Raw genomic sequence first — 21,136 nt, 5'->3', positions numbered from 1 at the left:
TAACGACTTTAATCTTTGTAGCGTGAAGCCTTGATTTGATCGATAAAAAATTCTTCGAGAGTTTGGCGGGCTAGCTCGATCGTGATCGCCTTTGCCCCGATACTAGCAATATAAGTCAAAAATTCTGGCAGATCCTTGGCTAATTGACCGTGCCAAGTATCATTCTGGAAAATTAAATGATCTAACCAAGGTTTCAACTCTTCTTCAGAGCCGCCATGTCCACTGACCTGATAGGACTGCTCAGTACCCAGTAACTCATTTAATGTCCCCATTGCCACTAGTTCCCCCTTGTTGAGGATACCAATGCGATCGCAAATTAGCTCCACATCAGACAAAATATGACTGTTAAAAAATACGGTTTTGCCCTGATTTTTGAGCATCAAAATAATTTCGCGTACCTGATAGCGTCCAACAGGATCAAGTCCAGACATTGGCTCATCGAGAAACACAATTTCGGGATCGTTGATCAGAGCTTGGGCGACCCCAATTCTCTGCACCATACCTTTAGAATATTGGCGCAATTGCTTTTTCCTTGCTACGGATTGAGATAAACCGACAAGATCTAGCAAATCAGCAATGCGCTGGCGGCGTAAAGATGGCGCAACCCCAAACAGACTACCAATAAAATCAAGCAGTTCCCAGCCTGTCAAGTAGTCGTAATAGTAAGCATTTTCAGGTAAATAACCGATTGACTGCTTCGCCGTGCGATCGCCAAGGGGATATCCTAAAATTTCACCAGTTCCCGATGTGGGTTTTACGATACCCAATAAAATCTTTAATAATGTAGTTTTGCCTGCTCCATTAGGACCAAGTACACCAAAGGTTTCGCCTTGGCGAATGGTTAATGAAAAATCCTGTAAAGAACTAATTTTTTGATTTAACCAAAAGCCAGTACGATAAATCTTGCTCAAGCCATCCGCTACAATAGCGTTGCTCTGAATAATCTGTTGCTGGGATTCATTAGTCAATACTTCTACCATGGCTACCGATCTAAAGCTGCAAAGTTCATGCTTTGAAACACTATTTTAACGTCAGTTCGGGCTAATTTAAAAATGGGGGTAATCTTGATGTTTACAGCTTAAATTCAGCTTTGAGCCCCTAAATGATTTAGAATTTCTAAATATAGTAATCCTAAATGTTTTGTGGAAGGACACCCCATCGGGGTGTCCTTCCACAAACAAAAAAATCTACATAATGATATAGGACTGCTATATGCTGAATTTGATGGTAAAGATAAAAATCGTTACTTTACTAATAGAGATGATTAATAGATAACCTATACAATGTAATGAAACAAGGCTAGATAGCGCCCAGCTATGAGTAATATTTTTTTGCTGCCACCAAACCTAGACAAGAAAGAGCGTTTTGCTGCTTCTTGGGAATATTTGCTAGAAAATATTCAAGATTTAGGTCAGGATTTTGTTGACTTTTTAACACAGCGATCGGGCAAGCCAAGTTCAACCTTTGTTAAAGCTGTTAGCTATCCTTCTTTTATGTCAGATATCCAACCTGACATAATTTTAGAGTGTCAAGATTTTGATATTCTTTGCGATCATCGTTTGGAAAGTGAGTTAAGCAAGCTTTCTTTAGACTCATTATTTGTTTTGGCTAAGTCTCAAACTAAACAGACTTACATAGCAGTAATTAGTAACAGTTATTGTCTAATCGAACCTGAAATTTTAGATAGTAATTCAGCAAAGCAGCATTATCTAAAGCCTCATGATGAAGTTAATTCATCCATGCCATATTTTTGTTGGCAAGATGTATATGCTTTGGTAGCTCAAAAGCATGATCGCCTTGCCCATGAGTTTTCCGAATATATGCATTTCATGGATATGCAGCCTTGGCAGCATAGTCAATGGGGTGAGCTATTTATTAATCCTGATGTGGCAAAAATTTTTAGTCAGCAATGGGCTAAAACAATCAATTATTTCCAAGAAATGAAGATTGAAGCAAAACCAAGTGGTTATAGTGCCTTAGAGGTTATTTATCCTTTACCTTGGTTGCAATTGCTTTATATCTATGCTGCAAGATCTGTAAGTCATAGTGATCTCCAATCTGTGAGTCCTTATCTTGTCGCAACAATTTGGATTAAGGGGGATGCAAAAACTCAGATTCAGGCTTTTCATGGCATTTCTGATCGCTTTACGCTACCAGATAGTAATCATATTATGGTCGAGATTAGAGCCAGTCTTGCCGATGGCCTATGGATGATCAAAACTGGTAGTCGCCCCAAACTAGCGGCGACATATTACACATCACTGGATCGTCTTGTCGCATCAGATTCTAAGCAAATGCAGCAAAATTTATTGGCTTTTACTAATGCAGTCTTTACTCATGCTCAAAGTATACAAGTCTAAAAGCTTTCATGCTTTTGAGCATTGTTAGCGTCTGCGGCGCTAACAATTACTCAAAAGGTAAGTGGCGGCGCTTTGCGCCGCTACTCCTGCGACTATTGTGACTATTTGGAGCCTTGAGTAACTTCTACGTAGATATTTTCAAGACGGACGGGTTGACGCATAATTGAGTCAATTGTGATGCCTTCAAAACATTCCAAAATTTCTTTTAGTTCCATAATCTTGGGTAGCCAAAAAGCTAGATCACGTCCGTAGTAACGATAGTCAAAGCCCAATTCGATCGCTCTAGCGATCGCCAAATCTTCAGTGGGTGTACAAATAATCGCAATTTCTTTAGCAGGGACATGTTTACTCAGTTCTTCGAGACTGCCTTCTGCCAGCAAACTACCTTGCTTGATAATACCAATTCGCTGACAGAGCCGTTCGGCTTCGTCGAGCATATGGGTAGTCAACAAAATGGCTGTATCTTGACTTCTCAGTTTACGAATTAATTCCCAAACTTCATAACGAGCTTCAATATCTAGTCCTGTGGTCGGTTCATCAAGTACCACCAATTGTGGCTGATGCACAAGGGCGATCGCCATGCTCAGCCGACGCTGCATTCCACCACTGAGAGTATCAGCAATACTTTTTGAACGATCGCCTAGCCCCACTAGTTCTAAGCAGTACTGAGCCTGCTTGCGACAGGCTTCATTACTCAGCCCATAAAGCTGCCCAAAAAAACGCAAATTTTCTTCGCAGGTTAAGCTCTTATAAAAAATATTTTCTTGAGGAGCCACACCAATCAGCGATCGCGTTGCACCTGATGCATGTAGACCATTCATTGTGACAAGTCCGCGATCTGCTTGAATCAAACCACATAGAATACTAATCGTAGTGGTTTTTCCAGCACCATTTGGACCTAATAACCCATAGACTTCGCCTGCTTGAATAGCAAAACTTAAGTCCTGTAAAACTTGCTTCTTCCCATAAGATTTACAGATTTTGCGAACTTCTAGCACAGAATATCTATCTCTTTAAAGTAATGCTTAAAGTATAGCAATCACGATTAGAAAACATCAAAGAAGAAACAGCCAACCCAAAAGAGTAATGGCGGCGTGAAGCGCCGCCATTACTCTTTTGGGTTTTGATTGTCAAGGATTGCTATATAAGTACCTGTGCAAAATAAATTACCAAAACCCATAGAGTTGCGCCCCGCAGGGGCGCAACTCTATGGGTTTTGGTTTGTAATTAATTATGCCTAGCTACTTACCAACATCCAAAATGGCTACGCCATTTTGGATGTTGGTATTAGTACTGTAATATGCTGTACTCGCCCTGAGGAAGTAGCAATGTAGACTCTATTTGACTCTTAACTAAGGGGCTGACATATTCAGCATTATTTAAGCACTCGATCAAAAGCTTATTAGCATCATGATATGTCCGCAATACTTTGAGTTGATTGTCGCTGAATTGCCACTCTTGCGAACTTTTACGGTGTTGAACAATCAAGCTACGTAATTTTTTTGACCAATCTAACCCCTTAGACTGCCACCACTTGGCAAAAGCTTCTCGATTTTTAGAAGGATCAGGAAATTTTTGACGTAAAAACTGTAAGCCTCTCTGGAGATCTGGTTCAAGTATGCAAGCCAACTCTAAAACAGGGTGATTAGCAAAATATAAAGCCAAGTCCAGATTGAGAGCCAGATTAATTGTGTAATCGATATCTAACTCTGTTTCCATTGTGTTTTCATTGCCCAAGGCTTTAGTGCGAGCGCGTTCTAAAGACCGAGAATGAGCTATATCTAAGGCTCGAGCGCGATCAAGCGATCGCGTATTTTCTAAATCAATATCTAAATATAAAGCCCGAATTGTCACGGCTTTGTAAGGGGTTTGGATTTGGATTGACTGTTGATTAACCCATGTCAAGAATGACTGCAATTGTGGATCTTGGCTCACCAAGTCATCAATTTTACGTTTCATCATCTTCAACATACTATCGGCTTGCTGGGAAATACTTACAGTCATTACGATGACACCATGCCAACGGTTGAGGTATATACGTTCGAGCAAATATTTTTGAGCAGCACTCGGCATACTATTGGCAATTCGATAGGCTGCAAGATAATCGTGCAATGTGGTGTGGGCAAGTGAGTAAATCCCTTTCGCACATTCAATCAATAGACTATGTTGCCACTTGAAAATCTCAAAAAGCTGATCATAATTAATTGCCAACTTGGACAAGTTGTGACTAGCTGCAATACAAGCCTGAAAGTCCTCCTCCAGTTGGTTGTTTTGCCACACATAACCATGGCGATCGAGTGACACGATCGCCACATAGGACAGCAAATCTAGTTTTTGAGCAGTTGATAATGTTTGATTCGAGAAACTAGGCAAGCATTTAGTCTGCTCCCATTTGGTTAATAGTAGATTTAATATTTCCTGATAAAAGTTGGGTTTAAGATACTCACAACTGTTAAAGACAGTACAAAGATGTGTTAGCAATAGAGGGTTGCTAGCTATTTCTGCTAATGGTTTATTTGTGGTGATTAATTGTTGAAACTTTTCATTTTTTTTCGGTTTGTCAGCACAAATAGTTTGGAACCATTTGCTAGCAAATGTAGTGATTTGAGATTCTTCAAAAGGTGCTATTCCTACTATCGAAAATGACTCTAAGATATGACCATAGATCGGATTGCGTGTAGCAACTACTAGACGATTCTTGGGATAGCGATCGCTAAGCCTCAGGATTTTTTGAGCAACTTCTGCACGATGTATTTCGGGTAGATCATCTAACTCATCCCAAATCAATAACAAGTTTCCTTGATTTAATAATTGCTCGACTTTGTGATCTAAAAATTCATCTGATAGTCCATAGTTAATCAGTTGTTGCTTTAACCATAAAATTGGATCTCCAATATCATGTAACGTAATCAGCGATCGCAAGGGCAAAAACACAGGTAAATATTTAGGCAAAATATTGCCTGAGATACATGCTATTGCCCAATATTTAAGTAATGTTGTCTTGCCTGCTCCTAAACCGCCGACCAACAAAATTTGTTTGGATTCTTCTAGAGCCTGATTTGCTGGAATTGTAGGGGGTTGGAGTTTTTCTAGGTAAAAGCGATCGTATTGTTCAGGAGATACATTGGCAAAAGCTTCATTTAAATCAAGATACTGACTGCTTGGCAAAGTAGCAAAAACATTAATCTCTGTATATAAATTATGCAAATAGAGTGGTGTATTTATATCAATTACTCTGAGGCGATCGCATTGACGGATCAAGGCAGAAGAGATGCTTTTTCGGATGCTCTGTAATGATTCATCTAGTCCAAATTCAACACTTGTAGGCAAGTTGTCACTTGAACTTTGAAAGGTGTTCTCTATAGTTAGATTATTATTTGAATTGGTGATCGCTACGGTTTTATTATCGGCAACACTGTTATTAGTAGATACAGTAGAGGGTTGAAGAGTTGAGATATCTTTGCTCTCTACCGACTTTTCTATTGTCAAATCCTGAATTGTGTTTATAGAAATATTTAGCTTTTCACAAACTAAGTTATAGGTATTGCGATCAACTATTTCTCCATTCAAGAAGTTTTCGACTAGTTGCACAGCCAAACTAAGCTCACTTGCTAATTGCAAAGGCGTGTATTCTCTAAGCGTGAGTTCTTCCTGTGCTTTGCTAAGGATATCGGAAGACGCTCTTAGCATTAAGGCTGCAACCATATTTTTAAACCCTACTTTGCCAACTTTATCAAAAAATTGCTTTAATCAATTCTATTAGTTGTGAGCGCTTAGCGCTCGCCATATCATTACTAACTTATTATCTAATACGAGAAGTCTATTACTGTGAGTTTTTTAACATTAGCGATTGATGTGGGTGGAAGTAGTATCAAAGCGATCATCTTGCAAGATGATGGCACTCCAATTTCTAAGCGATCACTTATTCATACTCCCCATCCAGCTACTCCTGATGTCATCGTGGCGACATTAATCGACTTGATTGCCAAACAGGGGGAATACGATCATGTTTCGATTGGATTTCCAAGTGTGGTCGAGCATGGGGTGACAAGAGGGGCTATTAATTTACATGCTGATTGGGATGGATTTCCTTTGGAGGAAGTACTGCACAGTCAACTAGGTAAGCCGATCAGAATTGCTAATGATGCAGATGTGCAGGGATGTGGGGCGATCGCAGGTAAGGGGGTAGAGTTAGTAGTTACTCTAGGTACTGGATTTGGATCATCACTTTTTCTCAATGGTAAGCTGTTGCCAAATCTAGAACTAGGTCAACATATTTTTGTTGGCAGAGAAACCTATGAAGATCGTTTAGGACAAGCAGCTCTAGATCAAATTGGTGTGGAATTGTGGAATGTAAGATTGTTAGAGGCGATCGCCACGCTCTATAAATTATTTAATTACGACAAACTTTATATCGGCGGTGGTAATGCTCGATTAATTTCTACTGATTTACCAGCAAATGTGGCGATCGTTTCCAATGATTTAGGGTTAATTGGGGGACTTGCATTATGGCGCTCTAGCAACTCATGAAATGGGGTTATGGCAATATGGCAAAACCATAGGTTTTATTCATTTTGGCACACCAAACAGCGACCGATTTAAAACTTGTTAGTTTCGTCTCTTTAGGAATTTCATAAACTTGCTTGCCACTGGTACTTTTTAGTTTTTCAATCACAATGTAATCGGCTGCATCTATACCGAAGCTGGGAGGAGCCGCAATACTGGAAAGATCAGGCGCTTTATGAAAAACAATTCTTAGATCAGGTCCACCATCAGTTTTAAAATTTTCGTCAAGTTCCAAAATATTTTTATCACCCTTGGTTGAGAGTGTTGCTTGACCGCTAGTGGGATTAGAAACAGACACAAACTTGCCTGATCGCGATGCTTCTCCCTTATTGTTTACAGTGGCGGCTGGTGTGGGACTTGCATTAGATGCGACATTAGCTTCAGGTGGTTTCGATTCGCAACTGATGAGCAAAGTTGCGATGAGAGCAATGGGGCTAAGTTTTGTAATGCTTGTTTTAATTTTCATATTCAATATAGTTGAAACCCAAAACTAGAGTTGGAGTTGTCCGCTACGCGGACAACTCCAACTCTAGTTTTAAGTTATATCATGATTTACAAATTGTCCTGAGATTGGAATTTTTTGGATCTAAATCAATTTGAGTAAAAATGTAATCATTAAGTGATTGACAACCCAATTGCTTTAAATTCTCTAAATTAATATTCCAAAGAATAATTGTTTGATCATTACTTGCTGATCCTAAGTAATTTCCATCAGGGGAAAAAGCAACGGAGGAGATCGCATCTTGGTGACCTCCCTTGAGCGTAAATAATTCGTTACCAGTGATGCTCCAGACTTTAATAATTCTATCGGCACTAGCGGAAGCTAATTGCTGACTATTGGGCGCAAAGGCGACACTGGAGATCGCGTCAGTATGTCCTGTAAGGGTTCGCAACTCCTTGCCCTCACTGCTCCAAATTTTGATCGTGCGATCGCTACTAGCGGAGGCAATATATTTGCCATCGGGAGAAAAAACAACGCTAGTAACCTGCTCCGTATGCTGTCCAAGGGTTTGTAATTTTTTAGCTTCGATATTCCAGAGTTTCACCGTTTTATCTCTACTCGCCAGAGCCAATTGTTTGCGATCGGGAGAGAAAGCAATACTGAGAACTTCGCCAATCCCTTCACTAATTGTCTGTAATTCTTGCCCCTCGGCGCTCCAGATTTTGACGGTTTTATCTAAACTGGCTGAGGCTAAATATTTACCATCAGTTGAGAAAGCCACACTATAGACAATGCTGTTATGTCCTGTGAGAGTTTGCAATTCCTTCCCTTCACTATCCCAAATTTTGATCGTATCGTCAGAACTACCCGATGCAATCTTCTTACCATCTGGTGAAAATGCGATCGAAGTAACGACTTGGGCATGACCAGAGAGAGTTTTTAATTCTTTGCCCTCAAGATTCCAGATTTTGATCGTTTTATCGGCACTCGCTGAAGCAATTGTTTGATTGTCTGGAGAAAAGGCGATACTGCGAATGCCACTGCTATGACCTCTGAGAACTAAGCGTTGCAAGCGTTCCAAGTTCCAGATTTTAATAGTTTTATCCGCGCTTGCTGATGCCAAACTTTTACCGTCACTAGCAAAAGCAATACTTCGCACAATATCACTATGTCCTTGCAGAGTTTCCATCTCTTGCCCTGCGATAGTCCAGATCTTAATCGTGCGATCATCACTGGCAGTTGCTAAACTTTTGCCATCGGGGGAGAAAGCGATATCTGTCACCTTGTTGCGATGCCCTCTTAGAGTTTGCAGTTCTTTCCCATCGATACTCCAGAGTTTAGCCGTACTATCTGCGCTCGCTGAGGCTAAGAACTTACCATCGGGCGAAAAAATCACACTGGCGATCGCACCGCTATGTCCTCTGAGGGTTTGTAATTCTTTGCCCTCACTCCAAATTTTAACGGTCTGGTCAGCACTGGCGGTAGCTAAGAGCTTGCCATCGGGCGAAAAAACGACTTTGACGACATCGCCGATGTGTCCAGTCAGGATTTGCACTTTCGCGCCACTATCAACGGCAATAATCGTAGCGGTTTTACCACTAGCGATCGCCAATTGCTTCCCATCAGGGGAGAAAGCAACGCTATTAATACCCTCAGCAAAATCGAGATTTTTGACTTCCTTATTGTCGATATTCCAAATCTTGACGGTGCGATCGATGCTGGATGAGGCGAGGAATTTACTATCTTTGGAAAAAGCGATGCTAGTGATGACATCTCGATGTCCTGAGAAGGTATGTAATTTTTTGCCCGTGACATCCCAAAGTTTTACGGTGGTGTCATAGCTACCTGACGCGATATATTTTCCGTCCGCAGAATAGGCAACAGCCGAAACATCGCGGCTGTGAGCGATCAGGCGATTCTTTTCTTTAACGTTATAGATGACTTCGCCTGTAGCAAGCGCCAAGCGCATTTTGACATCACTAGAGGCAAGGGAATCATTAGGGCTACGTTGTAAGCGATCGCCTGTTTCCACTGCTTCCACTAAAGCCTCAAGTTGAAGGTTGTCGTAGAGCAGTGAGGTCATCTTGTAACTGGCGGAAATAAAGCTCTGATTGACATTGGCTCGGTTCGCTTCATCGGCATTTTTCTGAGCGATTAGTGCTAATCCCGACACGATCGCCAAAAAGAATGTGAGAGCACCAACAGTAATCTGGCGGCGGCGTTTGACCTGTGCTTCCTGTTGTTTGCTCCATGCAAAACTGATATCAATAAATTCATTTTCTAAATTGCTCAAGCCGCCTAATTTATCAAAAGCCTTTGCCTCCCTGAGCGTATATAACTGCTCTAGCCGTGCCCCTTTCAGTAATTCCGTTTTTGCCTTTGCCTCATTACTTTCCTGTCTAATCCTTTGCCAACGATTAGTTTCATCAGCCAGATAATTTTTTAAGATAATTGTTTCCTTCTCTTCCTCTAGCCAACGCTTTAGCTCATCCCAAGAACTTAAGAGAACTTCATGGGCGATCTCCACCGTTGCATATTGTTTTTTGCCAGCAGTACCTTGAAAATCTAGCCCCTGTTCATTTTGATATTCGGTACTGCTGACTAAGAGATTCTCTTTTACAAAGGTGGTTAGGAGCGCTTTCTCAAAGTCTTTACCTTCAAATTCACTCTGATTGGCTCTACGGCTAACGGGACGGCTTCCACCATCGGTATCAACGATATTTACTAATTTTAAAAATATTTGCTTAGTTAGCGATCGCTGGTCTGAAGATAGATTCCGATAAAGCTTGTCAACGCGGGTTTGCAAAGCACCTCTCACACCTTCCAAAAGGTTATAGGTGGAAATATTGAGAACGCGATTTTCAATTTCTGCGCGACCATCGGCGGCTAGGGTTTTACATTCCGTTTCCCAGAGCAGATTTAGGCTATATTGCAACAAAGGCAAGTATCCCCTCTGTCCTTGCACATCCTGAATAATTTGTTCAACCAGCCCTGTTTCAAAGACCACACCATGTTTAGCGGCGGGCTGCTCGATCGCTTGCCGCAATTCATCGGGGTGCATCTCTGTCACCAGATGAATATTATCCTTGTCTAAAATCGTTCCCAAGGCAGGATAGAAGCTAAATTGTTCTAGAAAATCTGCCCGCATTCCCAAAATAATCCTGACGGAGCCATCGCCCGACTTCACGATTTTGACGATACCATCAATAAAATTCTGCCTAATATTCTCATCGCCGCAGTTAGTGAATAATTCTTCAAACTGATCGATAAACCATAACCAGCGTTCATCCTTGTCCTTGAGGCGATCAATTACCTGTGTGATCGCCTCTGCTTTTTTGGTCAAGACAACTTGAGCATCACTTTCACTAAATTGATAATCCTTTTCTTCATTCAATAAGCATCGATAGAGAGATTCAAAGGGATCTTGGCTAGGTGTAAAAATGAAATCTTTAATCGCCTGACTCGATAAAGACTGCTTCAGCTCTGGAATTACGCCTGCACGGATCACCGAAGATTTGCCACTTCCCGATGCGCCTGTAACTAGGGTTAAGCCACTGGCATTAATCGCTTCTAAGATTCTCTTAATTAACTTGTCACGCCCATAAAAGCGATCGCGATCGGCGGCATTAAACCGATTTAAACCTTTGTAGGGAGATGCTTTAATCAGTTGTTGTTGCGTAACCTTTTGGACGGAAATTTGGATAACTTGCGTTTCAATAACCGTATTTTGAGTAGGCGCGAAGGTAATAATATTGCTGCTGCCTTGGATATTAATATCCTTCAGGACATTTTCTTGGCTCTGAGAGACGTTATAGGTTCCTTTGCTTTCAGTCATTGATTTCCAGATATTTATAAAAATAAACCCACTATTAAAAAAGCGCGGCTTCGCCGCGCTTTTTTAGATAAATGCTATGGCACAGGAAAGCCGTATAGCTTGGCAACAAAAGAAGCAATTTTCACTGTGGGCTCCGCTAAGGTCAGCACCCCTTCCAAGCCTTTTTTGATTGTGGCAACTGTACTTTCCACAAAGCTGGGATCTGGTTCAGGTTTCTGCAATTCCTCTTCCAGTTTTTGGACTTGCTGTGTGACGGGTTCCTTTAACAAAGGATTCACTTCTGGGCTTTCAGCAATGCTTGCCTTAAGTTGACTCAGGTCTTCCAGAACCTTTTTGACTTCTGGATTGACCGTATAACTCTGATTAAAGTTAGACGAAACATTGACATTGCCGCCTTGATTTTGGACAGGTGCAAAGTTGAGGGCGTTATTAGCACCACCACTAAAATTAATGCCGCTCAAAGTGTTGCTTTGGCTTTGTCCTGAAGCCGCAGATTTGCCGTCAGATCCTTCTAACAATTGGCTTACTTTTGCAAGTAAATCAGACTTATCAGCCGCCGACATCGAAGCCACGACTGGGCGCAACATATTCAAAACCATTTCGACTTGGGACATAGCTGCTGACAAAGATGACAAAATTACTAATACGAAAAATTGTACAACTATTAGACCTCTTGCAGAACCAAAAACATGTTAGATTTATAAGCTTTTTATCAGATCTCAAATTAAGCGATGAAATACGAAGCCAGTCAAAATCTATCAGCGACAGAATTTAAACGGTTATTTGGGGTAAGAAGAGAAACATTTGCGCAAATGACGGAGCTAATGCAACAAGCAGCCCAAAGCAAAGGACAAGGTGGTGTAGAACCAAAGCTAAGTCTAGAAGACCAAATATTGGTTACTTTGCAGTATTGGCGTGAATATCGCACCTATTTTCATATTGCTAGCGACTGGGAAGTGTCAGAATCGACGATTTGCCGCATCGTCAAAAAAGTAGAAAATGTCTTAATTAAATCGAAAAAGTTTCGGTTAGCAGGAAAAAAGTCATTGTGGCAGGAGAAGGCTCCAGCCATAATTGCCATTGATGTAACTGAGACAAAGGTTGAGCGCCCTAAATATCACCAGAAACATTTTTATAGCGGTAAGAAAAAGCATCATGCCCTCAAAGCCCAATTGGTGGTCGATCTGACTAATTTCAAGATAGTTTGTACCGCTTACGGTAAGGGCAAGCAGCATGATTTCTCATTATTCAAGGCAAGTGGAGTTCATTTTCACGCACAGACACAAGGTTTGGCAGACAAGGGTTATCAAGGCTTACAAAAGTTGCATCCTAACTCGCAAATTCCTATCAAAAAGCCTCAAAATGGCTCATTATCCAAGGAAGATAAGCGTTGTAATCGCCAACTTGCACGTCAACGTATTGCGATTGAGCATGTTAATCGTCGCTTGAAGATTTTTAAGATTCTCTCTTTACCTTATCGTAATCGTCGTCGTCGTTTTGGTTTGCGTTGTAATTTGATTGCTGCCATTTATAACTTTGAAGTCGCTCTTGTTGCTTCTAAAACTTTCTCTGCTCTGGATTAATTTTCAGTTCTGCAAGAGGTCTATTGTCAATGTAAAGAGATATAAATATAAATTTACAGTGATTCCCCAAATATTGACTTCACTTCTAACTGCCCTAATAGATTTTCATTTTCAGGAGATTACACAATTCTCTTTAGCGTTTTGGTTGAGACTCTATCCCCAGCCAAATATGCTACTAACATCTAAAACAAAATTTGGCAGTACTTCTTCCCCTGAGAGTATTTTGGGATTATCCAAAATTTCAACGGATCGTCCTTGGCGATAGATGGCAACATGCTTATGTTTCGGATCGATCAACCATGCCAAAAGACAGCCATTGTCCATATATTCTTCCATCTTCAACTGTCCTTGTTTCCATGAATCGCTAGGAGACAAAAGCTCAATCAGAAAGTCAGGACAGAGGGGCAAAAAACCTTTGCGTTGCTCAGGAGTAAGCGATTCCCATTTTGCGAGAGATATCCATGCAGCATCGGGAGAGCGATCGCTACCCTTCGGCAAACTAAACCCTGTTGATGAATCGAAGGTTTTGCCAATGATTTTTCTTTCTGTAGAAGAGCGATTCCATGCAGATAGCTCATAATTGAGGTCAGAATTAAAACTACCATTTTCACCACCCGTTGGGGACATAACGATCAATTCTCCTTTAGCGGTACGTTCAAGTTTCATTTCAGGGTTTGCTGCACAGAGCTTGATGAACTCTTCGCGAGTTAGAGTAATGACTGGACTAAGATCAATAGTTTGAAAGTTCATGATTTTTGCTCCTTCTCTAATACCTCTAATACCAAAAGACAAAATAGCTACGCTATTTTGTCTTTTCAAAACCCTTACAATGGTTAGTCAGCAATTCACGAAAGTGTATCTATACTTTTGTGAATTGTTCCTATTCAGCAACAAGGCGCGAAACCGAAAGCGTGTCACATAGTTTGTTGATTTGACTGCAAACGCGATCAAACTGGTGGCGATCGCTAATATCAATACTTAAATCAATAATTGCTGCCTTACCTTTTTTGGTCTGCACATTTGCCCTTCGCACATTGATTTTGTTGTCGGAGAGACGAGTCAAAATATCGCGCAATATCCCAACCCGATCAATCGCTTCCACCCGAATATCAATAGGATAGGTTTGAGTCTGATCATTTTCTTTCTGCTGATTCCAGCCCACATGCAACAGGCGATCGCTAGGAATATTCGCTAAATTATGGCAATCATGGCGATGGATGGTGATACCACGATTGCTGCCTAACGCCACAACTCCCGTAATTGGTTCCCCAGGCAGAGGCGCACAGCAACCTGCGATCGAGTAAACCATTCCCTCTAAACCCAAAATTGGTGATTTGGAGCTATTGCTATTGCTATGGTTAGGTTCATGTCGTGCTTCATACTTTTGAGGATTTAAATCACGATCATGGTGCTGATGTTCACGCAGTTTATTAACTACGGTATTGACTGAAGTTTCACCATAGCCAATACCTGCCAGCAGATCCTCAACGTTGTGATAGTTACATCGCTCAGCTAGCTTCTGCATCTGATCGGATTTAAGCAGTGTCTCTAAACCATTCTTACCAAGTTCACGTTCTAAGGCACTGCGTCCTAAGGCAAGGTTTTCGTCACGACGCGATCGCTTAAACCATTGGCGAATCCGACTTTTTGCCGAACTTGTTGCCACAAAATTAATCCAATCGGTACTGGGATGGGCATTGTTTTGGGTGAGAATCGTGACAATATCACCATGCTTGAGAGGACGATGCAAAGGAACCATCACATTATTTACCAATGCACCTGAGCAGTGATTACCAACTTCCGTATGCACACGATAGGCAAAATCTACAGGTGTTGCGCCACGAGGTAAACAGTAAACATCCCCTTTGGGGCTAAATACATAAACTTCACTATCAAATAAATCTTCTTTGACGCTATCAAGATATTCTTGAGGATCTTTCAATTCACGTTGCCATTCCACCAACTGACGCAACCAAGTAAATTTCTGATCGTCGCCTTTGAGAGGCTTGCTAGTCGAATTACTTTCTTTGTATTTCCAATGGGCTGCAATCCCATAGTCAGCAATGTGATGCATTTCCCATGTGCGAATCTGTACTTCTACAGGTTGCCCTTTTGGTCCAATTACCGCCGTATGTAGCGATTGATAGCGATTAGGTTTGGGCAGACCAATGTAGTCTTTAAAGCGCCCAGGAATCGGGCAGAAATGATCGTGAACAACTGCGAGAACTCGATAACATTCTTCTTTAGTATTGACGATCACCCTGACAGCTTGAATGTCATAAATCTCGTTGTATTGTTTCTTTTGGCGTTCCATCTTGCGATAAATGCCATACAAATGCTTGGGTCTACCACTAATATCAAAATCATCAATACCCATAGTCTCTAGTCGTTCAGCTAATACCCGCGTCACTTCTACCAATTGCTCGTGACGACTCTCATGGGTCTCGGCAACCAGAGACTCCATCATTTGATACTGTTCTGGCTCAATATATTTAAAGGCAATATCTTCGAGTTCCCATTTGATTTGCCCTAACCCCAATCGGTTTGCTAAAGGAGCAAAAATCTCTCTCGTTTCTCTAGAAATTAGAACTTGCTTCTCAGGTCGCAGATGTTGCAGCGTTCGCATATTGTGCAGGCGATCGGCAAGCTTGACGATAATCACGCGAATATCTTGAGCCATCGCCAGAAACATGCGGCGAAAATTTTCGGCTTGACTTTCAGTCTTACTCTCAAAACTCAGTTTCGATAACTTGGTTACCCCTTCCACCAATTGCCCAACTTCTTTACCAAACATTTCTTCGATCTGATCGCAAGATACATCAGTGTCCTCAACGACATCGTGTAGAAATCCTGCGGCGATCATCGCATTACTGCCACCTAAATCTTTTAGGATTGCCGCCACCGCAATTGGATGCAGTATATATGGTTCCCCTGACGCACGGCATTGACCATCATGTAGTTTATAGGCGAAGTCTAAAGCCCGCCCAACAATATCTTCATTCTCTAAATCTTCACCCCTTTGCGACTTCTCCCAACTACTTCTCAGCCAGTCTGGAATCCACGCATCTACGATCGCATCACATTGCTGCAAGTTTTCACAATCTATTTCACCATCGATATGACCTACACGTTCTACTGGAGCTTCAGCTAATAATGTCATCGGAGTCATACGTTTAATTTCGCCTTAGCAAAGATAGTTGTTAAGATTTCCATAATCTTATTTTAAACTTATATGTCAAATATGCGATTTTGTCTCTAGGAAAACAAATTTTGATGTTTTTTTATGCATTAGATGCGGCAATAAAAGTTGCTAGTTTGATCTTGATTAATTCTCACTATTATAGCGATCGCCAACAAAAAAGGCGGCGCGAAGCACCACCTTTTTTGTTGGTTTTAAAGTTTAATTCATCAAACAATTATTGGCTTGCTAAATCGATCAATACGTTTGCACAAAGTCAAACGATGTGTAGCAACATCCCAATGCACATGTTCAAAAATTTTTCGCAATATATAAAATCCCCTACCGCATTCCAAGTCATGACAGGGAGTAGGATCGTCTTTTGAGCCGCCAGAGGATTGCAAATCATTCCCCTGATCGGTGATCACCCACCAGTACATTTGTGACACAATCGAAAACTTGACAGTAATTTGCTTGCTTGGGTCGAGAGAATTGCCATGTTTGACGGCATTAACTAAGGCTTCTTGCAAACCCAATCTCAACTCTGGCTGCCATTCTGACGGTACTTCGTCAAGCAACAAGTCTAATACTGGGGCAAGATAGAGGGTTGAAGTAAAACTGAGATTACTCCACTTTCGTCCTACTGAACGCACAGGGGTCACAATCACGGACTTTTAACTCCTCTGAAAGACTGCTGTAGCTTGCTTTTGTACCTTGTGAACAGTAAAGATATTCACGAAACATGCAATGGAATTAATTAAATTCACGATCGCCATACAATAGATATATCTATTATTCTAGCGAAAAAATCTTTCTTAAAATCTTTCCTAAGCAGTATGACTTTTACGCAACGACAAAATTCCCCTTTTAATCCCACTGAAAACACCCGCACCATGGGGAAGGGGATGCGAGCCGCTATTTTATTTTTGTTAAGCGTATTGGTATTAATCGGGATTTTAGGTGGGCGGCTTTTTTATTTGCAGCTAATTGAAGGCGATCGCAACCAACAGCTTGCAGAAAACAATCGGATTAGATTAATTGCTAAGCCTCCAGAAAGAGGACGGCTTTTTGATCGCAAAGGTAACATTCTTGCCTCAAGCCGATTAGCACATGTGGTTTATCTCTGGCCGATCGCTCAAACTAAGGACAAATGGGAACCAATTATTAATCGTTTAGCTGGGTTAATCGGAGTTTCAGCGCAAACGATTACAGACAAACTTGAACAGGAAGGCTACAACTCGCCCAACCTAGTCAGAGTCTCTACATCAATTAGCCCCAAGCTAGTAACTGTGCTTTCTGAGCATAGCCTCGAATTGCCAGGGGTCAAGGTAGAGCCTGAAGCTGTGCGCTATTATCCCAATGGCGATATCGCGGCTCATGTGTTGGGATATACAGGGGAGCTAACTGCTGAAGAATTACCTAAATTACGCGAAAAAGGTTATCGCCCAGGAGATGTAATCGGCAAGGCTGGTGTGGAATATGCCTTTGAGAATCAGTTGCGTGGTGAGTGGGGTGGTCAGCAGGTAGAGGTCGATGCTTTCGGAAAGGTACTGCGAGTTTTAGGTCAAAAACCACCGAAAGCAGGCAATGCTGTCAAAATGACGATTGACCTAGATCTAGAAAAAGCGGTTGAAAAGATTTTAGGTGATCAACAAGGCGGGATTATTGCTATGAATCCTAATAATGGCGAAATCCTTGCTATGGTTAGCCATCCCGCCTTTGATCCTAACCTGTTTTCGGGAAAGATTTCTGAGGCAACATGGAAACGGTTACAAGAAAAAGACCATCCTTTTGTAAATCGAGTTTTGCAGGTATATCCGCCCGCTAGTACCTTTAAGGTTGTAACCATGACCGCTGGTTTAGAAACCAACAAATTTGGTATCAATGATGTCCTTGCGACATACCCCTATCTCGATTTGGGTGGCTTTCAATTCTGGGATCACAATAAGGCAGGATTTGGCACGATTGGATTTTCTGAGGCGATGGCTTATAGCAGTAATACTTTCTTCGGACAAGTAGGTATGCGTGTGGGGGAAAAAGATCTCGCCCTATGGTCACATAAATATGGCTATGGCGAATATTCAGGCATCGAAATTAAGGAGGAAGAAACTAAAGGCACTGTTCCCGATGAAGAGTGGAAAAAGCGTGTCATCGGTGAACCTTGGTATGTTGGTAATACTTTAAATATGTCCATTGGACAGGGTGATGTTCAAGCTAATCTTGTTCAAGTTTCAATGATGACTGCTGCTGTTGCCAATGGTGGGTTTAAGATTAGACCACATTTGTTGCTAGAAGATAATGATGCAAGGGAGTGGCGGCAGTCTTTGAATATCTCGCCTACAAATCTGGCAGCTCTGCAAAAGTCTTTGCGATCTGTATTTGAGTATGGGACAGCCGCGCCTCTAAATTCGGCGGAAATTGCCATGGCTGGTAAGTCTGGTACGGCTCAAGATCCACCTCGTCCAAACCATGCATGGTTTACAGCCTATGCACCCTACGAAAAGCCAGAAATTGTGGTGACCGTTTTTGGTGAAAATGCAGGTGGTGGCGGTGGTAGTGCTATCGCTGCTCCTTTGGCAGTGCAGACGATCGAAGCCTATATGCAAATCAAAAATAAGCCCAACTCACCCAATAATCCACCAGTTCCTGTGATTAACAATTAAAAAAAAGCGGTGCTAAGCACCGCTTTTTTTAATTAGATTTTCTTCAACCAGCTAAACATAGCTCGGAGATCTTTACCGACTGACTCGATTTGATGCTCTGCTTCTTGACGACGCATTGCGGTGAATCCAGGTTTGCCAGCTTGATTTTCAAGAACAAACTCACGGGCAAATTGACCAGATTGAATTTCTGAAAGAATTTTCTTCATTTCAGCTTTGGTTTGCTCATTAACCACACGAGGACCACGAGTATAATCCCCATATTCAGCCGTATTCGAGATGCTATAGCGCATATTCGACATACCACCTTCAACAACTAAGTCCACAATTAGCTTTACTTCATGCAAGCACTCGAAGTAGGCAAGTTCGGGCTGATAGCCAGCTTCAACAAGGGTTTCAAAACCTGCTTTGATGAGAGCGCAGAGACCACCGCAAAGTACCGCTTGTTCACCGAATAGGTCAGTTTCAGTCTCTTCACGGAAAGTAGTTTCGAGAATACCGCCACGTGTGCCGCCGATTCCCTTAGCATATGCCATCGCGCGATCGCGGGCGTGTCCAGTAGCATCTTGATAAACTGCAAATAAAGCAGGAACGCCTTGCCCTTGAGTATAGGTACGACGTACCAAGTGTCCAGGTCCTTTAGGTGCGACCATGATCACATCGACATCAGCAGGAGGAACAACTTGTGCGAAGTGAATATTGAAACCATGGGCGAAAGCTAGAGTATCTCCAGCTTTAAGATTTGGAGCAATTTCGGTAGCGTAGATTGCTTTTTGAGTTTCGTCAGGCAATAAAATCATAATTAGGTCAGCAGCAGCCGATGCGTCGGCAACAGTCTTAACAGTTAGACCTTCAGATTCTGCTTTTTGCCATGAGGGACTGCCTTGATATAACCCCACGATGACATCCACGCCGCTTTCTTTTAGGTTAAGGGCATGGGCGTGACCCTGAGAACCATAGCCGATAATTGCAACTGTCTTACCTGCTAGAAATTCAAGATTTGCGTCCGTGTCGTAGTACATCCGAGCCATAGTGTGGTTATCTCCGAGACAAAAGATGGGGTGATTAGTTTTTTAGATGTAGTTTGGAAGATTTATTGTCAATTGCCTTCAAACACTTTTCCTAGTCTAACAAAAATCGTTGCAACTCTTAAATATATTTAAGTATTTAAGTGCGCCGCCGTAAGCGTGGACGATTCCGCTCAGCTTTGTCACGCTCGTAATTAATCAATCTGCCGTAATATTCATGCTTAGCAAGATTTAATGATAGAAAAACGTGTTCTCTAGCATTGCCGAAGCCTTTGCGGTTAAAGAAATTAATGGCGGGCGTATTCGCGGGATCGGTATCAACCAGCATGAGGCGGACATTATCTTCAATCATCCGTTCAATGATCTTATCAACTAGGCGATCGGCTACTCCGCGCCGTTGGAAATTGGGATTTACGCCTAGCCAAGTGATATAGCCATATTTCCATGAAGCTTTATTGATGATCGTACCGAGAATAAAGCCTGCAAGCTGATCATCGATTTCGGCAACTAGGCAATATTCCGAATCAGTGTTGTACATCCCGATCACTTCCCACTCGTCCCATGTGCGATAGAGGTATGGATATAAGTCACTGGTAAATAATTGCTCACCCAAGTGAAAAATTGGCGCAATATCATCAATATTCATCTCTCGAATATCAACACTGTTAGTGTCTTGGCGATCGCGATCGCTATCTTTCTCAAGAGATTTATCGGGTAAATCATTCATACATTTAAGTTTTGCTAGGTTGCTTAGCTGTAATTTGCAATAGAGATTTAATTCGTAAATCTCTATTGCAAATTAGCCCATTGTAAATAAATAGCTGGATTGTAAACATAGTGAAAAGATTGCGCAGGCGCACAGGGCTTAATCTTAATTGCCACGCCTAACTCAAAATGTAAATGTCTAGTATCACTGCGTCCTGAATTGCCCATATAGCCAAGCTCTTGACCACGAATGATTTTCTGCCCAACTTTTACTTGAATGCTATCGGGATAGAGATGAGCATAACGGGTGAATAGTCCATTAGGATGCCGAATCACAATATGGTTTCCCCAATCACCGCCACAGTCGCGCTGTAAACTATTTGGCGCAAATGAACCTGATTGCGGACAATCACGACGAATATACACAACTGTGCCATCGGCGACCGATCGCACAGGTACTTGGGCAATTAACGGGTTGCTATGAATAAAATCAAGCCCTTCATGCTCCGCAAGCTGATATTCTTTACCTATAAATGGCTCGATTTCGGTAAATTCTGCGGGTAAAGCCCAAGCTAATGTTAAGTCGCGATCGCTACGAACAGAAGCAACACGCTGTGTCGGCGGATATTCTTCGTGAGCATTTTCCAAATTTGGAAGCGAATATTCCTTGGGGCAAACTTGAGCCAATACAGGAGCTACACAAGTACTGGACAGAGAAATCACAAAAACTGCTAATCTGAAACGCAAATATATTTTCATGCATCCTAGAAATATGTTGT

General features: G+C 41.8%; 16 protein-coding genes. 4 read left to right on the top strand and 12 right to left on the bottom strand.

Annotated elements, in window-relative coordinates; all coding sequences use genetic code 11:
- Positions 1-8 precede the first annotated feature (8 nt).
- The gene (locus tag ABM313_RS06450; protein ID WP_434686845.1) at positions 9-980 is read right to left on the bottom strand and encodes an ABC transporter ATP-binding protein; all 972 of its coding nucleotides are present in this window, start codon (positions 978-980) and stop codon (positions 9-11) included.
- A 336-nt stretch (positions 981-1,316) separates the two neighbouring features.
- Here ABM313_RS06450 and ABM313_RS06445 point away from each other — a divergent pair, with 336 nt between their 5' ends.
- Positions 1,317-2,360, top strand: coding sequence for a hypothetical protein (locus ABM313_RS06445; RefSeq protein WP_434686844.1), 1,044 nt, complete (start codon positions 1,317-1,319; stop codon positions 2,358-2,360).
- Between the two features lie 101 nt (positions 2,361-2,461).
- On the opposite strand, the gene ABM313_RS06440 is transcribed toward ABM313_RS06445, so the two are convergent.
- Together ABM313_RS06440 and ABM313_RS06435 are read right to left on the bottom strand one after the other, a co-directional pair.
- Positions 2,462-3,358 (bottom strand): ABC transporter ATP-binding protein, encoded by an 897-nt coding sequence (locus ABM313_RS06440; RefSeq protein ID WP_434686843.1) that lies wholly within the window; start codon positions 3,356-3,358, stop codon positions 2,462-2,464.
- A 289-nt stretch (positions 3,359-3,647) separates the two neighbouring features.
- Complete coding sequence (locus tag ABM313_RS06435; protein ID WP_434686842.1) at positions 3,648-6,065, bottom strand: NACHT domain-containing protein; 2,418 nt, start codon at positions 6,063-6,065, stop codon at positions 3,648-3,650.
- Positions 6,066-6,188: 123 nt separating this feature from the next.
- On the opposite strand from ABM313_RS06435, the gene ABM313_RS06430 reads away from it, so the two are divergent.
- Positions 6,189-6,890, top strand: a complete 702-nt coding sequence (locus ABM313_RS06430) for an ROK family protein (protein ID WP_434686841.1) — start codon at positions 6,189-6,191, stop codon at positions 6,888-6,890.
- Between the two features lie 7 nt (positions 6,891-6,897).
- Here ABM313_RS06430 and ABM313_RS06425 read toward each other — a convergent pair whose 3' ends face one another.
- From ABM313_RS06425 to ABM313_RS06415, 3 genes are all read right to left on the bottom strand, one after another.
- The gene (locus tag ABM313_RS06425; RefSeq protein ID WP_434686840.1) at positions 6,898-7,392 is read right to left on the bottom strand and encodes a DM13 domain-containing protein; all 495 of its coding nucleotides are present in this window, start codon (positions 7,390-7,392) and stop codon (positions 6,898-6,900) included.
- 79 nt (positions 7,393-7,471) lie between these two features.
- Positions 7,472-11,203: an nSTAND1 domain-containing NTPase gene (locus ABM313_RS06420; protein WP_434686839.1), complete on the bottom strand. Its 3,732-nt coding sequence runs from the start codon at positions 11,201-11,203 to the stop codon at positions 7,472-7,474.
- A gap of 74 nt (positions 11,204-11,277) precedes the next feature.
- Entirely contained in the window at positions 11,278-11,817 is a 540-nt protein-coding gene (locus ABM313_RS06415) for a hypothetical protein (protein WP_434686838.1), read from the bottom strand.
- Between the two features lie 117 nt (positions 11,818-11,934).
- Here ABM313_RS06415 and ABM313_RS06410 point away from each other — a divergent pair, with 117 nt between their 5' ends.
- Positions 11,935-12,786 carry an IS5 family transposase gene (locus tag ABM313_RS06410; protein ID WP_434684046.1) on the top strand — a complete coding sequence of 284 codons (852 nt, stop codon included), beginning with the start codon at positions 11,935-11,937 and terminating at the stop codon, positions 12,784-12,786.
- 153 nt (positions 12,787-12,939) lie between these two features.
- On the opposite strand, the gene ABM313_RS06405 is transcribed toward ABM313_RS06410, so the two are convergent.
- The 3 genes from ABM313_RS06405 to ABM313_RS06395 form a co-directional block, all read right to left on the bottom strand.
- Positions 12,940-13,536 carry a Uma2 family endonuclease gene (locus tag ABM313_RS06405; protein ID WP_434686837.1) on the bottom strand — a complete coding sequence of 199 codons (597 nt, stop codon included), beginning with the start codon at positions 13,534-13,536 and terminating at the stop codon, positions 12,940-12,942.
- Between the two features lie 130 nt (positions 13,537-13,666).
- Positions 13,667-15,955, bottom strand: coding sequence for a RelA/SpoT family protein (locus ABM313_RS06400; RefSeq protein WP_434686836.1), 2,289 nt, complete (start codon positions 15,953-15,955; stop codon positions 13,667-13,669).
- 239 nt (positions 15,956-16,194) lie between these two features.
- Positions 16,195-16,632 (bottom strand): ATP-binding protein, encoded by a 438-nt coding sequence (locus ABM313_RS06395; protein WP_434686835.1) that lies wholly within the window; start codon positions 16,630-16,632, stop codon positions 16,195-16,197.
- Between the two features lie 168 nt (positions 16,633-16,800).
- Between ABM313_RS06395 and mrdA the strand changes: the two genes are divergently transcribed.
- On the top strand, positions 16,801-18,627 hold the full coding sequence (gene mrdA / locus ABM313_RS06390) for a penicillin-binding protein 2 (protein ID WP_434686834.1): 1,827 nt from the start codon (positions 16,801-16,803) through the stop codon (positions 18,625-18,627).
- Positions 18,628-18,659: 32 nt separating this feature from the next.
- On the opposite strand, the gene ilvC is transcribed toward mrdA, so the two are convergent.
- The 3 genes from ilvC to ABM313_RS06375 all read right to left on the bottom strand — a co-directional run bounded on the left by ilvC (position 18,660) and on the right by ABM313_RS06375 (position 21,116).
- Entirely contained in the window at positions 18,660-19,655 is a 996-nt protein-coding gene (ilvC, locus tag ABM313_RS06385; protein ID WP_434686833.1) for a ketol-acid reductoisomerase, read from the bottom strand.
- A 136-nt stretch (positions 19,656-19,791) separates the two neighbouring features.
- Positions 19,792-20,379 carry a GNAT family N-acetyltransferase gene (locus ABM313_RS06380; RefSeq protein WP_434686832.1) on the bottom strand — a complete coding sequence of 196 codons (588 nt, stop codon included), beginning with the start codon at positions 20,377-20,379 and terminating at the stop codon, positions 19,792-19,794.
- Between the two features lie 62 nt (positions 20,380-20,441).
- The gene (locus tag ABM313_RS06375; protein ID WP_434686831.1) at positions 20,442-21,116 is read right to left on the bottom strand and encodes a M23 family metallopeptidase; all 675 of its coding nucleotides are present in this window, start codon (positions 21,114-21,116) and stop codon (positions 20,442-20,444) included.
- Positions 21,117-21,136: the final 20 nt, after the last annotated feature.

The organism is Pseudanabaena minima str. Chao 2107, from assembly GCF_051131155.1.
Lineage (GTDB): Bacteria > Cyanobacteriota > Cyanobacteriia > Pseudanabaenales > Pseudanabaenaceae > Pseudanabaena > Pseudanabaena minima.
Note: the sequence above shows the minus strand (reverse complement) of the source record. Positions and strands in the feature narration are given on the sequence as shown.

Excerpts from the sequence above, each read along its gene's own strand:
- ABM313_RS06450 (WP_434686845.1), bottom strand. The coding sequence starts at position 980 with ATGGTAGAAGTATTGACTAATGAATCCCAGCAACAGATTATTCAGAGC.
- ABM313_RS06445 (WP_434686844.1), top strand. The coding sequence starts at position 1,317 with ATGAGTAATATTTTTTTGCTGCCACCAAACCTAGACAAGAAAGAGCGT.
- ABM313_RS06435 (WP_434686842.1), bottom strand. The coding sequence starts at position 6,065 with ATGGTTGCAGCCTTAATGCTAAGAGCGTCTTCCGATATCCTTAGCAAA.
- ABM313_RS06425 (WP_434686840.1), bottom strand. The coding sequence starts at position 7,392 with ATGAAAATTAAAACAAGCATTACAAAACTTAGCCCCATTGCTCTCATC.
- ABM313_RS06420 (WP_434686839.1), bottom strand. The coding sequence starts at position 11,203 with ATGACTGAAAGCAAAGGAACCTATAACGTCTCTCAGAGCCAAGAAAAT.
- ABM313_RS06415 (WP_434686838.1), bottom strand. The coding sequence starts at position 11,817 with ATGTCCCAAGTCGAAATGGTTTTGAATATGTTGCGCCCAGTCGTGGCT.
- ABM313_RS06410 (WP_434684046.1), top strand. The coding sequence starts at position 11,935 with ATGAAATACGAAGCCAGTCAAAATCTATCAGCGACAGAATTTAAACGG.
- ABM313_RS06405 (WP_434686837.1), bottom strand. The coding sequence starts at position 13,536 with ATGAACTTTCAAACTATTGATCTTAGTCCAGTCATTACTCTAACTCGC.
- ABM313_RS06400 (WP_434686836.1), bottom strand. The coding sequence starts at position 15,955 with ATGACTCCGATGACATTATTAGCTGAAGCTCCAGTAGAACGTGTAGGT.
- mrdA (WP_434686834.1), top strand. The coding sequence starts at position 16,801 with ATGACTTTTACGCAACGACAAAATTCCCCTTTTAATCCCACTGAAAAC.
- ilvC (WP_434686833.1), bottom strand. The coding sequence starts at position 19,655 with ATGGCTCGGATGTACTACGACACGGACGCAAATCTTGAATTTCTAGCA.
- ABM313_RS06380 (WP_434686832.1), bottom strand. The coding sequence starts at position 20,379 with ATGAATGATTTACCCGATAAATCTCTTGAGAAAGATAGCGATCGCGAT.
- ABM313_RS06375 (WP_434686831.1), bottom strand. The coding sequence starts at position 21,116 with ATGAAAATATATTTGCGTTTCAGATTAGCAGTTTTTGTGATTTCTCTG.